This window comes from Micromonospora siamensis, assembly GCF_900090305.1.
Taxonomy (GTDB): Bacteria; Actinomycetota; Actinomycetes; order Mycobacteriales; family Micromonosporaceae; genus Micromonospora; species Micromonospora siamensis.
In genome coordinates this window covers 5,479,498-5,493,241 of record NZ_LT607751.1, presented here as the reverse complement: position 1 = coordinate 5,493,241, position 13,744 = coordinate 5,479,498, and the positions used below count along the sequence as shown (strand labels likewise).

Genomic DNA, 13,744 nt, shown 5'->3' with positions numbered 1-13,744 from the left:
GTGCGGGGAAACGAATTCGGCGTCGGCCGAATCCTCAGGCGGAGGCGGTCGCCCGGTCCGCGCCGATCAGGGTGACCAGGGCCAGGCCGGCCGGTTCCAGGCCGTACAGCACCCGGCGGCCGACCCGGCGGCGGTGGACCACCCCGGCGGCGAGCAGCGCGGCCAGGTGCTCGGAGACGGTGCTCGGGGCCAGCCCGAGGGTGGCGGCCACCCCGGCGGTGGTGGCCGGCCGGGTCAGCGCTCGCAGCACACCTGCCCGACCCCGCCCGACCAGCACCGCGAGCCGGTCGACGGCCGGCTCCGCCGGTGCCGCGTCGCCGGCCGGCCGGTCGGCGAGCAGCACCGCCCCCCGGGCCTGGTACGAGACCGCGACGATCTCCGGGTGGTCGGTCGAGCAGCAGAGCGCGCCCCGGGAGAAGATCAACGGGATCAGCAGCAGCCGTTGGTCGGTCGCCCGGAAGCTGTGTTCCAGCTGCTTGACCAGGGTGAGCACCGGCCTCTCCCAGCGGACCCGCTCGTGCAGGTCGGCCAGCAGGGCGTCCGGCCCGGCGGCGGCGAGCGCCCGGGCCCGGTGCAGCACCTCCTCGTCCAGCGCCGCCCGCATCGCCGGCCACCAGGGCGCGATCGCCGCCTGCCAGTACGCGGCCAGCCCGTCCGCGAGCCGCCCGAACGCCCCGGCTGGGTCGTCCAGGTAGGGGCGCGCCCACTCCGGCGGCGCACCGGGCAGGAGGGTCCCGAGCTGGGCGCGCAGCGTCGCGGCGGGGGTGGCCCGCAGCACCGCCAGCTCCTCGTCGATGGTGGGCGCGGGGGTGGCCGGGATCGGCGTGAAGCAGTCCGGCAGCAGGCCGCGCGAGGCGGGATAGACCCGCAGCGGGGCGGTGCGGGGATCCTCGGCGAGCACCCGACGGGCCGCCTGCGCCCAGCCGGTGTACGGCCAGGGCGCCGTGTCGTTGCGGTGCAGCAGGAAGAGGCTGGTCACCGTCTCCCACAGCGGGCTGGTGGCGATCCGGGTGCGGGCCAGGGTGGGCTCGTCCAGCTCGATCCGGATCATCCGGTCAGGGTAGTGCGTGGCGGCGTAGGGTGAGGTACTGAGGAGCGACGCCCGATGGCCTACCCGATGCACGACCCGACCGCCGCCGGCGTCCCGGCGAGCCCCGACCTGCCCGCGGTCGAGCGCCGGGTCCTGGAGCACTGGGCGGCCGACCAGACCTTCGAGGCGTCCGTCGAGGCCCGGCCGGCCGGGACGAACGAGTACGTCTTCTACGACGGCCCGCCGTTCGCCAACGGCCTGCCGCACTACGGCCACCTCTTCACCGGGTACGTCAAGGACGTGGTGCCCCGCTACCGGACCATGCGCGGCCGGCGCGTCGAGCGGCGGTTCGGCTGGGACTGCCACGGCCTGCCCGCCGAGGTGGTGGCCGAGAAGCAGCTCGGCATCGCCAGCAAGGCGGAGATCCTCGACCTCGGGGTGGCCCGGTTCAACGAGGTCTGCCGCAGCTCGGTGCTGGAGTTCACCCGGGACTGGCAGCGCTACGTCACCCGGCAGGCCCGCTGGGTGGACTTCGCCAACGACTACAAGACCCTCGACCTGGACTACATGGAGAGCGTCATGTGGGCGTTCCGGACCCTGCACGACAAGGGTCTGGTCTACGAGGGCTTCCGGGTGCTGGCGTACTGCTGGCGCTGCGAGACGCCGTTGTCGAACACCGAGACCCGGATGGACGACGTCTACAAGGACCGGCACGACCCGACCCTGACGCTCTGGTTCGCGCTCACCCCGGACGAGTCCGCCCACGAGCTGCTGCGCGGGCCGGTCCGGCTGGGCGTCTGGACCACCACGCCGTGGACCCTGCCGTCGAACCTCGCGCTCGCCGTCGGCCCGGACATCGAGTACGCGGTCCTGGAGCACCGGGGTTCCCCCGACAGCGAGCGCAGTGGTGACCGCTACGTGGTCGGCGCGGCGCGGCTGGCCGCGTACGCCAAGGAGCTGGAGGGTTACCGGCAGGTCGGCACGGTGTACGGCCGGGACCTGGTCGGGCGCCGGTACACCCCGCTCCACGACTTCCTGGTCGAGCGGGCCGGGGAGCACGCGTACCAGGTGCTCGGGGCGGACTTCGTCACCACCGAGGACGGCACCGGGATCGTGCACCTGGCCCCGGCCTTCGGCGAGGACGACCAGAACACCTGCAACGCCGCCGGCATCCCGACCGTCGTCACCGTCGACGACCACACCCGGTTCACCTCGCTCGTGCCGCCCTACTCCGGCGAGCAGGTCTTCGACGTCAACCGGCCGGTGATCCGGGAGCTGAAGGAGCGGGGGGTGGTGCTGCGGCAGGACACCTACACCCATTCCTATCCGCACTGCTGGCGTTGCGACACCCCGCTGGTCTACAAGGCGGTGTCGTCCTGGTTCGTCGCGGTGACGCGGTTCCGCGACCGGATGGTCGAGCTGAACCAGCAGATCAACTGGACCCCGGCGCACATCAGGGACGGCTCGTTCGGCAAGTGGCTGGCCAACGCCCGGGACTGGTCGATCAGCCGGAACCGGTTCTGGGGCTCGCCGATCCCGGTCTGGAAGTCAGACGACCCGACCTATCCCCGGGTCGACGTGTACGGCTCGCTCGCGGAGATCGAGCGGGACTTCGGGGAGCTTGCGACCCGAAGCGGCCTGCTCAGCGGCGGACGGCTCACCGATCTCCACCGGCCGGTGGTCGACGAGCTGGTCCGGCCCAACCCGGACGACCCGACCGGGCGCTCGATGATGCGTCGGGTGCCGGAGGTGCTGGACTGCTGGTTCGAGTCCGGCTCGATGCCGTTCGCCCAGGTCCACTACCCGTTCGAGAACGCCGAGTGGTTCGAGCACCACTACCCGGGCGACTTCGTCGTGGAATACATCGGACAGACCCGCGGCTGGTTCTACACCATGCACGTGCTGGCCACCGCCCTGTTCGACCGGCCGGCGTTCCGCAACTGCCTCAGCCACGGCATCCTGCTCGGCTCGGACGGGCGCAAGATGTCCAAGAGCCTGCGCAACTATCCGGACGTCTACCACGTCTTCGACGCGTACGGGTCGGACGCGATGCGCTGGATGCTGATGTCCTCGCCGGTGCTGCGCGGCGGCGACATGGCGGTCACCGAGACGCTGATCCGGGACGCGGTCCGCCAGGTGCTGCTGCCGCTGTGGAACGTCTGGTACTTCTTCTCCCTCTACGCCAACGCCGCCGGCCACAAGGCCAAGAGGCGAACCGACGCTGGATCGACCAGCGGCGGCGAAGCCGCCGGCGACCTGCTCGACCGGTACCTGCTGGCGAAGACGAACGAGCTGGTGTCGACGGTCGGCACGCAGCTCGACGCGTACGACATCTCCGGCGCCTGCGCGACCGTGCGGTCCTACCTGGACGCGCTGACCAACTGGTACGTCCGCCGCTCCCGGGACCGGTTCTCCTCCGGCGACGCCGACGCCTTCGACACCCTGTGGACGGTGCTGGAGACGCTCTGCCGGGTGGTGGCGCCGCTGGCCCCGCTGACCGCCGAGGAGATCTGGCGCGGCCTCACCGGCGAGCGGTCGGTGCACCTGACCGACTGGCCGTCGGCCGACGAGTTCCCGGCCGGCCACGACCTCGTGGCCGCGATGGACGACGTACGGGCGGTCACGTCGGCGGCGCTGTCGCTGCGCAAGGCGAAGGGGCTGCGGGTCCGGCTGCCGTTGTCGCGGCTGACCGTGGCCTCCCCGGTCGCGGAGCAGCTGCGGCCCTTCGCCGACCTGTTGGCCGACGAGGTGAACGTGAAGGAGGTCGTCCTCACCGACCAGGTGTCCGCGTACTGCCGGCAGGTGCTGACCGTGGTGCCGCGGGCGCTCGGCCCCCGGGTCGGCAGTGCGGTGCAGCAGGTGATCAAGGCGGTCAGGGCGGGGGAGTGGGAGCTCGTTGACGGCGTGCCCGTGGCCGCCGGGGTCACCCTCGCCGAGGGCGAGTACGAGCTGCGCCTGGTCGCCGCCGACGCCGAGCACTCCGCGCCGCTGCCCGGCGGCGAGGGTGTGGTGGTGCTGGACACCGAGGTCACCGGAGAACTGGCCGCCGAGGGACTGGCCCGGGACGTGGTCCGGGTGGTGCAGCAGGCCCGCCGCGAGGCCGGCCTGGACGTCACCGACCGGATCCGGGTGGCGGTGGCCGGTCCGGCGGACGTCCGCGCGGCGGTGGCCGCGTACACCGGGTTCGTCGCCCGGGAGGTGCTGGCCGACGGTGTCGAGCTGGCCGAGGCGCTCGACGGCTTCACCGGGGAGGTCGGCGACGGCGAGCGGGTGACGGTGACCGTCCGCCGGGTATGACGTCGGGCGGTCGCGCCGGTGGACGGCCGGCCACCCGATCGGTCGGGGGTGACACGGTCCGCTAACGTGACACCGCCTGTTCAGCACGCGACACGCCGGAGGACCCGTGCCCCTGCTCTACACCATCGGCAAGCTCACCGTGGCGCCCGCGCTCCGGTTGGCCTTCCGCCCGGCCGTGGAGGGGTTGGAGCACATCCCGGCGACCGGCGGCGCGATCTTCGCCGGCAACCACCTCTCGGTGGCCGACGAACTCCTCCTCGGCACCGTCGTCCCCCGCCACCTGGCCTTCTGGGCCAAGTCGGAGTACTTCACGGGCACCGGGGTCAAGGGCGGGTTCTCCAGGTTCGTGCTCACCGGGCTGGGCGCCATCCCGGTCGAGCGGGCCGGCGGCCGGGCGGCGCTGTCCGCGTTCGACGCGGCCATCCCGGTGCTCAAGGCCGGTGACCTGGTGGCCGTCTACCCGGAGGGCACCCGCTCCCCGGACGGGCGGCTCTACCGGGGACGTACCGGCGCGGCCCGGCTCGCCGTGGCGGCCGGCGTACCGATCATCCCGGTCGGGGTGACCGGCACCGACAAGGCCCAGCCGATCGGCACCCGGGTGCCCCGACCGGGCAAGGCCAAGATCACCATCAGGTTCGGCAAGCCGTTGGACTTCACCGGCCGCTCCGGCGACCGCACCTCGCTGCGGGAGATGACCGACGAGCTGATGGCGGAGATCCAGAAGCTCACCGGCCAGGAGTACGTGCCGCGCTACGCCCCGAAGCGCGCCGAGCAGCCCCCGGCAGACCCGGCCCCGGCCGACTGATCCCGTCGCCGGGGCGTCCGTCCCGGGCGGCTCCTACCCGGCGACTCCGACCCTCGGCCGGTGCGCCCGACCGTCAGGACGACTGGTCCGGGGTGACGACCCGCTGCCGCAGCCGGTCCAGCAGGGCCGCGCTGTCGTCCAGCGACAGCCGGGTGAACACCGCGGTGGCGATGCTGCCGTGGTCCACCGAGGTGCAGACCACCACCGCGTCGCCGTCCTCGCGTCCCACCGCGCAGCGCTCGTACCGGCCGCGTACCCCGGTCTCCACCGGCACCGACGGGGCCAGCGCGTAGCGCTCGGTGAGCCGGGTCAGCTCGTCGTCGGCGTCGGTCTCCGGGGTGAACCGGATGCCGGTGCCGCCGAACAGGGTCACCCGCTTGCCGTCGGTGGTGTCGTACACCCCGGCGAAGGTGTCCTCGGAGAGCAACTGCGTCGCGCGTACCTCCGCCTCCAGCTTCCGGGCGGTGGCCTTGCTGACCGCGTCGTCGCGCAGGCTCAGGCCGAGGGCCCGCTCCGGCAGCGCCGCGCTGACCGGGTACTGGGTGGTCAGCGGCTGCACCCACCACAGCGGCACCCCGCAGCAGCAGGCGACGGTGAGCAGGAGCACCCAGGGCCAGCGGCGCCGGCGGCGTACCGGAACCGGGACGTACCCCCGGGGAGCCTGCCAACCGGGCGGCGGGGTGACCGGCGGTGGGGCGGCCGACCGACGCTGCTTCGGCGGCCGGGCCGGCGCCGGGGGCGCGGGCAGCGGAGGTGCCGGCAGCGGGGGCGCCGGGGCCGGGCGGGTGGTGACCACCGGCGGTACCGGCGCGGCCGGGACACCGGGCGGTGGGGTGACCGGCGGCGGATGTGACGGGGTGACCGGCGGCGCCGGGTGCGGCGCGGTGTACGACAGGGTCGGCGGCAGAGCCGGGAACGCGGTCGAGGGCAGGTCCCAGCCGCCCGTGTCGGCACCGGCCCACGGGTCCACCGGCACCTGGTGCTCGGGATACGCCACCGGGGGGACCGGCGTCGGTTCGGCGGACTCGCCCCAGCCCCGCTTGCGCGGCGGTGGGGGCGGGACGGCGGCCGATCCGCTCCACCGCGGCGCCGGTTCCTCCCGGGTCGACTCGACCCGGGTCGGGTCGGGAGCGGCCGCCGGTTCGTTGCCGGCCTCCTGCGGGTCGGCGGGCCGGGCGGTGTCGGGCGAGGCACCTGACGGCTCGACCCGGGTGGGCTGGGGGCCGGCCTGCTCCGCGGGCGCCCCGTCCCGAGCGGGTGGCGTGGTCCGGGCGGGTGGCGCGGCCTCGTCGGCCGTCGGCGCCGCGGGTGAGGTCGGGGCCGTGACCGGCTCACCGGCGGGCCCGTCCGCCGGGTCCGCGACGGGCGCGGCGTCCGGCGGTACGGGGACAGCGGTCGCCCCGTCGGTGACCGCCGGATCCCGGTCCCGGCCGGGGACCGGAGTGCTCCCGTCGGCCGGCCGGTCTGCTGCCGGCTGCGGCTGCGACATCGCGGCAATCTCCTCTCGCGCCAGGTTGCGAGGTTAGTACCGGTGCGCCACCACCGCCGAATCCCGTGCCCGGCGGAGAGCGCGGGCTGCGGTGCGCCGTGGTCGCCGGTGGAGGACCGCGTACCCTTGGGCATCATGAGTGCCCCGTCCACGACGCCGCGCCCCGCCGCGGCCAATTCGATCTGGCCCCGGCTGGAGCCGCTGCTGCCCCAGGTGACCAAGCCCATCCAGTACGTCGGTGGCGAGCTGGGCGCGGTGGTCAAGGACTGGGACGCCGCGACCGTGCGCTGGGCGCTGATGTACCCCGACGCGTACGAGGTGGGCCTGCCCAACCAGGGCGTGCAGATCCTCTACGAGGTGCTCAACGAGCTGCCCGACGTGCTCGCCGAGCGGACGTACGCGGTCTGGCCGGACCTGGAGACCCTCATGCGCGCCCACGGCGTGCCGCAGTTCACCGTCGACGCCCACCGCTCGGTGCGTGACTTCGACGTGTTCGGCGTCTCGTTCTCCACCGAGCTGGGCTACACCAACCTGCTCACCGCGATCGACCTGGCCGGCATCCCGATGCTCGCCGCCGACCGCACCGACGCCGACCCGGTGATCGTGGCCGGCGGGCACGCCGCGTTCAACCCGGAGCCGATCGCCGACTTCGTCGACGCCGCCGTGCTCGGCGACGGCGAGGAGGCGGTCCTGGAGATCACCACGATCGTCCGGGAGTGGAAGGCCGAGGGCTCGCCCGGTGGCCGCGACGAGCTGCTGCTGCGGCTGGCCCGCACCGAGAGCGTCTACGTGCCGCGCTTCTACGACGTGGACTACCTGCCCGACGGCCGGATCCAGCGGGTCGTGCCGAACCGCCCGGACGTGCCGTTCCGGGTGCACAAGCGCACGACCATGGACCTCGACGCCTGGCCGTACCCGAAGAAGCCCCTGGTCCCGCTCGCCGAGACGGTGCACGAGCGGTATGCGGTGGAGATCTTCCGGGGCTGCACCCGGGGCTGCCGGTTCTGTCAGGCCGGCATGATCACCCGCCCGGTGCGGGAGCGCTCGATCACCACCGTCGGCCAGATGGTCAAGGAGGGGCTGGAGTTCTCCGGCTTCCACGAGGTGGGCCTGCTGTCGCTCTCGTCGGCCGACCACTCCGAGATCGGCGACATGTGCTCCGGCCTCGCCGAGCAGTACGCGGGCACCAACGTGTCGCTGTCGCTGCCGTCGACCCGGGTGGACGCCTTCAACATCGACCTCGCCCAGGAGCTGTCCCGCAACGGGCGGCGTACCGGTCTGACCTTCGCCCCGGAGGGCGGGTCGGAGCGGATCCGCAAGGTCATCAACAAGATGGTGTCGAAGGAAGACCTGATCCGCACGGTCGTCACGGCGTACACCAACGGCTGGCGGCAGGTGAAGCTCTACTTCATGTGCGGCCTGCCCACCGAGACCGACGAGGACGTCCTCGAGATCGCCGACATGGCGCACGAGGTCATCCGGGCCGGCCGGGCCGCCACCGGTTCCAAGGACATCCGCTGCACGGTGTCGATCGGCGGGTTCGTGCCGAAGCCGCACACCCCGTTCCAGTGGGCGTCGATGTCGAGCCCGGAGGTCATCGACAACCGGCTCAAGCTGCTCAAGCAGGCCATCAACAGCGACCGCTCGCTGGGTCGGGCGATCGGCTTCCGCTACCACGACGGCGAGCCGTCGCTGATCGAGGGCCTGCTGTCCCGCGGTGACCGCCGGGTCGGCGCGGTGATCCGCAAGGTGTGGGAGAGCGGCGGCCGGTTCGACGGCTGGAGCGAGCACTTCTCGTACCGGCGTTGGGTGGACGCCGCGAACGAGGTGCTGCCGACCTTCGGGGTGGACCTCGACTGGTACACCACCCGGGAGCGCGAGGAGCTGGAGGTCCTGCCCTGGGACCACCTCGATTCCGGCCTGGACAAGGACTGGCTCTGGCAGGACTGGCAGGACTCGCTGTCGGAGTACGAGCAGGACGACTGCCGGTGGACGCCGTGCTTCGACTGCGGCGTCTGCCCGTCGATGGACACCGAGATCCAGATCGGCCCGACCGGCAAGAAGCTGCTCCCGCTGACCCCGGTCAACGGCATGAAGGTGCCCACCGGCGCCCACCAGCACTGACCGTCCAGGGGGCGGGAGCAGGAACCGACCGCTCCCGCCTCGTTGATCATGACGTTATTGTCAGCACTACGGCGTGTCGCCGGTAACTACTTCATGATCAGCGGTGCCCAGATCGAGGAGCTCACGATCGCCAGAAAGCCTCAACCCGAGGGCGGGCAGGCCCCGGTCGTCCAGCGCGTCCGGATCCGGTACGCCAAGCGCGGTCCCCTTCGGTTCACCTCGCACCGGGACTTCGCCCGGGCCTTCGAGCGCGCGTTGCGCCGGGCCGGCGTACCGATCGCCTTCTCCCAGGGTTTCACCCCGCACCCGAAGATCTCCTACGCCAGCGCCGCCCCCACCGGGGTGGCCAGCGAGGCGGAATACCTGGAGATCGGCCTCCGCGAGGAGGTCGACCCGGGTGAGCTGCGGGCGGCGCTGGACGCCGCGCTCTCGCCCGGCCTGGACGTGCTGGAGGCGGTGGTGGCCGCCGGCGGCAGCCTCGCCGACCGGATCGAGGCCTCGCGGTGGCGCATCGAGCTGCCCGAGGTCGACCCGAAACTGCTCCAGCAGGCGGTTTCGGCCTTCCTGGCCGCGGCGCAGGTGCCGGTCGAGCGGATGACCAAGCAGGGGCGGCGCACCTTCGACGCCCGCGCCGCCGTCATGAGCATCGATGTCGTACCGGCCGCGGAGACGCCTTACGGGGACGCGGGCGTGCCGTGTGCGATACTCGAACTGGTCGTGCGGCAGGTCACCCCGTCCGTACGACCCGATGACGTCCTTTCCGGCCTCCGCGCGGTGGCCGACCTGGAGCCGCCGGTCTCCCCACGGGTGATCCGGCTGGCGCAGGGCACGCTGACCGCGCAGGGGGCGATCGTGGATCCGTTGGAGGCGGACCGCGACGGGACATCCATCGGTGAGCGCTGACCGACGGCCAGCGCTCTAGGCAGGCAGACTTCGACGGTCGCGTACGCGCCCGGCGGAAACACCTTTGCGGCAACCCTGCGTGGCAGCGCTCACCCGCGCCCGGGGCGGCCAGAACTGGAGAACGTCCATGCTCGAGAACGAGCCCGAGGGCGGCGAACGGACCGGTTCACAGCCGGCCGGCGAGACCGCCGACAGCACCACCGAGGCCGGCGCTCCGGCCGCGCCGGCCCGCCGGCGGGCCACCCGCCGCCGTGCCGCGCCGCTGAACCAGCCGGAGCAGGTCGAGGCGCCCGCCGAGGCGCCGCCCGCCGTGGCGTCCGCCACCGACGAGTCGCAGCAGGCCGAGGTGATCGCCCCGGTCGCCGGTGAGCTGGAGACGCCGCCCAAGGCCACCCGCCGGCGCCGCAAGGCCACCCCGGCAAAGGCGGCCGAGGAGCCGGTCGTCGCCACCGGAGCGGAGGAAACCTCCGCGGAGGTCGTACCGCCGGTCAAGGTGACCCGGACGCGCCGCAAGAAGGCGGCGGCCCCGGCCGCGGCGGAGCCGGCCGCCGAGTCCGTCACCGAGGCGCCGGCCGAGGCGGCCGCGCCCACCGCCGAGGCGCCCGCACCGACCGGCCGGGCCACCGAGCCCGGTGCCGCCACCGGGGCCCCCGCCACGCCCGTCGGCGAGCCCGCCGTGGCCGAGGAACCTGCCGCCGCCGAGCAGCCCACCGCCGCGGAGCAGGCCGCCGAGGAGGAGGAGCCGACGCCGGACGTCGAGGGCCTGACCGGCGCCGTCGCCGCCGCCGCCGAGGGCACCCCGCCCGCCCGGACGCCGGCCGAGGCCGCCCGGGCGACGGGCGAGGACGGCACCGTCGAGCCGCCGGTCGAGCCGGCGCGCACCCGGCGGCGTCGGGCCGCGCTCTCCGCGCCCACCGTGCTCTTCATGGCCCCGCTGCCGGAGGAGATCCCGGTCGCCCGGGTCAGCCCGGTCCCGCCGGCCGTGCCCGCGGTCGAGGAGGCCGAGGCGGTCGAGGAGCCCGTCGAGACGGGTCGCCGGCGTCGCCGGGCCCGCCGTGAGGCGGAGCCGGTCGAGTCGGCACCGGCCGAGGAGGAGCCCACCGCCGAGGCCGAGGAGGCCGACGAGGCGGAGGACGAGGACGAGGACGACAGTGCCGCGGCCCGCCGTCGCCGCCGCCGGGGCCGTCGCGGCCGTGGCCGGGGCAAGGGCGGCGCCGACGAGGCCGAGGACGAGGACGCCGAGGAGGCCGCCCGCGCCGACGAGGAGGCCGCGGAGGAGGCCGAAGAGGGTGACGAGGGCGACGGGCTGACCCGGCGCCGGCGTCGTCGCCGCCGCCGTGGCGCGGGTGAGGCCGAGGGGGCCGCCGACGACGGCGTGCCGACCGTGGTCAAGATCCGTGAGCCGCGCAAGGCCGCCGACGAGGTGCAGGGCGTCTCCGGCTCCACCCGGCTGGAGGCCAAGCGCCAGCGTCGCCGGGACGGCCGCGAGCAGCGCCGAACCCGCCCGCCGATCCTGAGCGAGTCGGAGTTCCTGGCCCGCCGCGAGGCGGTCGACCGGGTGATGGCCGTCCGCCAGCGCGGCGACCGCACGCAGATCGCCGTCCTGGAGGACGGCGTGCTGGTCGAGCACTACGTGACCCGCAACTCGTCGGCGACCATGGCCGGCAACGTCTACCTGGGCAAGGTGCAGAACGTCCTGCCGAGCATGGAGGCGGCGTTCGTCGACATCGGCAAGGGCCGCAACGCCGTGCTGTACGCGGGCGAGGTCAACTGGGACACCACCGGCCTGGAGGGGCGGGCCCGCTCGATCGAGCAGGCGCTGCGCTCCGGCGACTCGGTGCTGGTGCAGGTCACCAAGGACCCGATCGGGCACAAGGGCGCCCGGCTGACCAGCCACGTCGCGCTCTCCGGGCGGCACCTGGTCTACGTCCCCAACGGCAACGCCTCGGGGATCAGCCGCAAGCTGCCGGACAACGAGCGCAAGCGGCTGCGCGACGCCCTCAAGAAGCTGGTCCCGGACGGCGCGGGCGTGATCGTCCGGACCGCCGCCGAGGGCGCCAGCGAGGACGAGCTGGCCCGCGACGTCAAGCGGCTCCAGGCCCAGTGGGAGGACATCCAGGTCAAGGCGGCCGAGGGCGGCGCCCCGGCGCTGCTCTACGGCGAGCCGGACCTGGTCATCCGGGTGGTCCGGGACCTCTTCAACGAGGACTTCCGGGAGCTGGTGATCGAGGGCGAAGAGTCGTACTCGATGGTCGAGTCCTACCTCTCGCACGTCTCCCCGGACCTGGTCGAGCGGCTGCGCCGCCACGCCGGCACGCAGGACGTCTTCGCCGAGTACCGGATCGACGAGCAGATCATCAAGGGGCTGGACCGCAAGGTCTTCCTCCCCTCCGGTGGTTCGCTGGTGATCGACCGGACCGAGGCGATGACCGTCATCGACGTGAACACCGGCAAGTACACCGGCTCCGGTGGAAACCTGGAGGAGACGGTCACCCGGAACAACCTGGAGGCGGCCGAGGAGATCGTCCGCCAGCTGCGGCTGCGGGACATCGGCGGCATCGTGGTGATCGACTTCATCGACATGGTGCTGGAGTCGAACCGGGAGCTGGTGCTGCGCCGGCTCACCGAGTGCCTGGGCCGGGACCGCACCAAGCACCAGGTGACCGAGATCACCTCGCTGGGCCTGGTCCAGATGACCCGTAAGCGGGTCGGCGCGGGCCTGCTGGAGTCGTTCAGCGAGCCCTGCGAGTGCTGCAAGGGCCGGGGCCTGATCGTGCACACCGAGCCGGTGCCGGAGAAGCCCCGCGCCGGCGGCGCGGAGAAGGTCAAGGCGGTCGCCGCGGCGGTCACCACCCCTGCCGCCGAGCAGGGCGGCAGCGCCTCCTCCCGACGGCGGGCCCGCAAGGCCGCCGCCCCGGAGCGGACCGTCGTGGAGACCACCGACGCCCCGGCGGGCGGCGACTACGACGACACGATGGGCTACGACCTGTCCCGCTACGAGACCGAGACGCCGGCCGCGCCGGCGGTCGCGGACAGCCAGGAGGGCGAGTCGGCCCGGCTGGCGGCGGCGGACGACCCAGACGCCATCGGCGACGGCGAGAGCGACGACGAGGCCACCGAGGGCGGGGGCGGGCGTCGCCGGTCCCGGCGCGGCGGCGCGCGGCGGCGTACCCGGCCCTGAGCCGGCCCGTACCACGACGTGACGAGGGCCCCTTCCCCCCGGCTGACCGCCGGCGGGGGAGGGGCCCTCGCCGTACCCTGGGAGGTGGCGCGCCGGGCCGGTGACCAGCGCGGCGCCCGTCCGGCCGGTGGGCCGGTTTGGGTGCCGGGCCACCGATGGCGTACGCTATCTTGCGGCGCACTTTGGTGTGCCGAGTTCCCGCGCGCCCGCGCCGCCGGTGTCACGGCCAGGTGTCCTGCCACCCGGCGAGCCGCCGTGGGGACGACCCACCGGCAACGGTGGGAAAGACGCCAGCAGCCTCAACGACAGGGAGTCCGCCTCCGATGTACGCGATCGTCAAGACCGGCGGCAAGCAGTACAAGGTCGCCGAGGGCGACGTGATCGAGGTCGAGAAGCTCACCGGTGCCCCCGGTGACGCGGTGAAGCTCACCGCGGTGCTCCTCGTCGACGGTGACGACCTGGTGACCGACGCGGCGAAGCTTGCCAAGGTCGCGGTGTCCGGCGAGATCGCCGCGCACACCAAGGGCCCGAAGATCAAGATCCACAAGTTCAAGAACAAGACCGGCTACCACAAGCGTCAGGGTCACCGGCAGCCGCTGACCCAGATCAAGGTGACCGGCATCTCCAGCGGGAAGTAGGTCGTCGGAAATGGCTCACAAAAAGGGTGCGTCCAGCTCGCGTAACGGTCGTGACTCCGCGGCCCAGCGACTCGGCGTGAAGCGCTTCGGTGGTCAGGTCGTCAGCGCGGGTGAGATCCTCATCCGTCAGCGTGGCACCAAGTTCCACCCCGGTGACCTGGTCGGCCGCGGTGGCGACGACACGCTCTTCGCGCTGGCCGCCGGTTCGGTCCAGTTCGGCACCAAGCGCGGTCGCAAGACCGTGAACATCGTGCCCCAGCAGTAGTTCTCTTCCGAA

The 13,744-nt window shown here is 73.4% G+C and carries 9 protein-coding genes; 7 read left to right on the top strand and 2 right to left on the bottom strand.

Features of this window, described 5'->3' with window-relative positions; translation table 11 throughout:
• Positions 1-34: 34 nt before the first annotated feature.
• Complete coding sequence (locus GA0074704_RS25005; RefSeq protein ID WP_157743789.1) at positions 35-1,051, bottom strand: helix-turn-helix domain-containing protein; 1,017 nt, start codon at positions 1,049-1,051, stop codon at positions 35-37.
• A gap of 54 nt (positions 1,052-1,105) precedes the next feature.
• Between GA0074704_RS25005 and ileS the strand changes: the two genes are divergently transcribed.
• Both ileS and GA0074704_RS24995 read left to right on the top strand, forming a co-directional pair.
• Positions 1,106-4,327: an isoleucine--tRNA ligase gene (gene ileS, locus GA0074704_RS25000; protein WP_088972751.1), complete on the top strand. Its 3,222-nt coding sequence runs from the start codon at positions 1,106-1,108 to the stop codon at positions 4,325-4,327.
• Between the two features lie 106 nt (positions 4,328-4,433).
• On the top strand, positions 4,434-5,132 hold the full coding sequence (locus GA0074704_RS24995; protein WP_088972750.1) for a lysophospholipid acyltransferase family protein: 699 nt from the start codon (positions 4,434-4,436) through the stop codon (positions 5,130-5,132).
• A 73-nt stretch (positions 5,133-5,205) separates the two neighbouring features.
• Here the strand turns inward: GA0074704_RS24995 and GA0074704_RS29550 are convergent, their stop codons facing one another.
• Entirely contained in the window at positions 5,206-6,621 is a 1,416-nt protein-coding gene (locus GA0074704_RS29550; protein WP_231926679.1) for a hypothetical protein, read from the bottom strand.
• Between the two features lie 135 nt (positions 6,622-6,756).
• On the opposite strand from GA0074704_RS29550, the gene GA0074704_RS24985 reads away from it, so the two are divergent.
• The 5 genes from GA0074704_RS24985 to rpmA all read left to right on the top strand — a co-directional run bounded on the left by GA0074704_RS24985 (position 6,757) and on the right by rpmA (position 13,732).
• Positions 6,757-8,745: a TIGR03960 family B12-binding radical SAM protein gene (locus GA0074704_RS24985; RefSeq protein WP_088972749.1), complete on the top strand. Its 1,989-nt coding sequence runs from the start codon at positions 6,757-6,759 to the stop codon at positions 8,743-8,745.
• 93 nt (positions 8,746-8,838) lie between these two features.
• Complete coding sequence (locus GA0074704_RS24980; protein ID WP_088972748.1) at positions 8,839-9,648, top strand: TIGR03936 family radical SAM-associated protein; 810 nt, start codon at positions 8,839-8,841, stop codon at positions 9,646-9,648.
• Between the two features lie 127 nt (positions 9,649-9,775).
• A complete protein-coding gene (locus GA0074704_RS24975; RefSeq protein ID WP_088972747.1) occupies positions 9,776-12,829 on the top strand; it encodes an Rne/Rng family ribonuclease in 3,054 nt (1,017 codons plus the stop codon).
• Positions 12,830-13,152: 323 nt separating this feature from the next.
• Entirely contained in the window at positions 13,153-13,467 is a 315-nt protein-coding gene (rplU, locus tag GA0074704_RS24970; protein WP_088972746.1) for a 50S ribosomal protein L21, read from the top strand.
• Positions 13,468-13,477: 10 nt separating this feature from the next.
• On the top strand, positions 13,478-13,732 hold the full coding sequence (rpmA, locus tag GA0074704_RS24965; RefSeq protein WP_088972745.1) for a 50S ribosomal protein L27: 255 nt from the start codon (positions 13,478-13,480) through the stop codon (positions 13,730-13,732).
• Positions 13,733-13,744 lie beyond the last annotated feature (12 nt).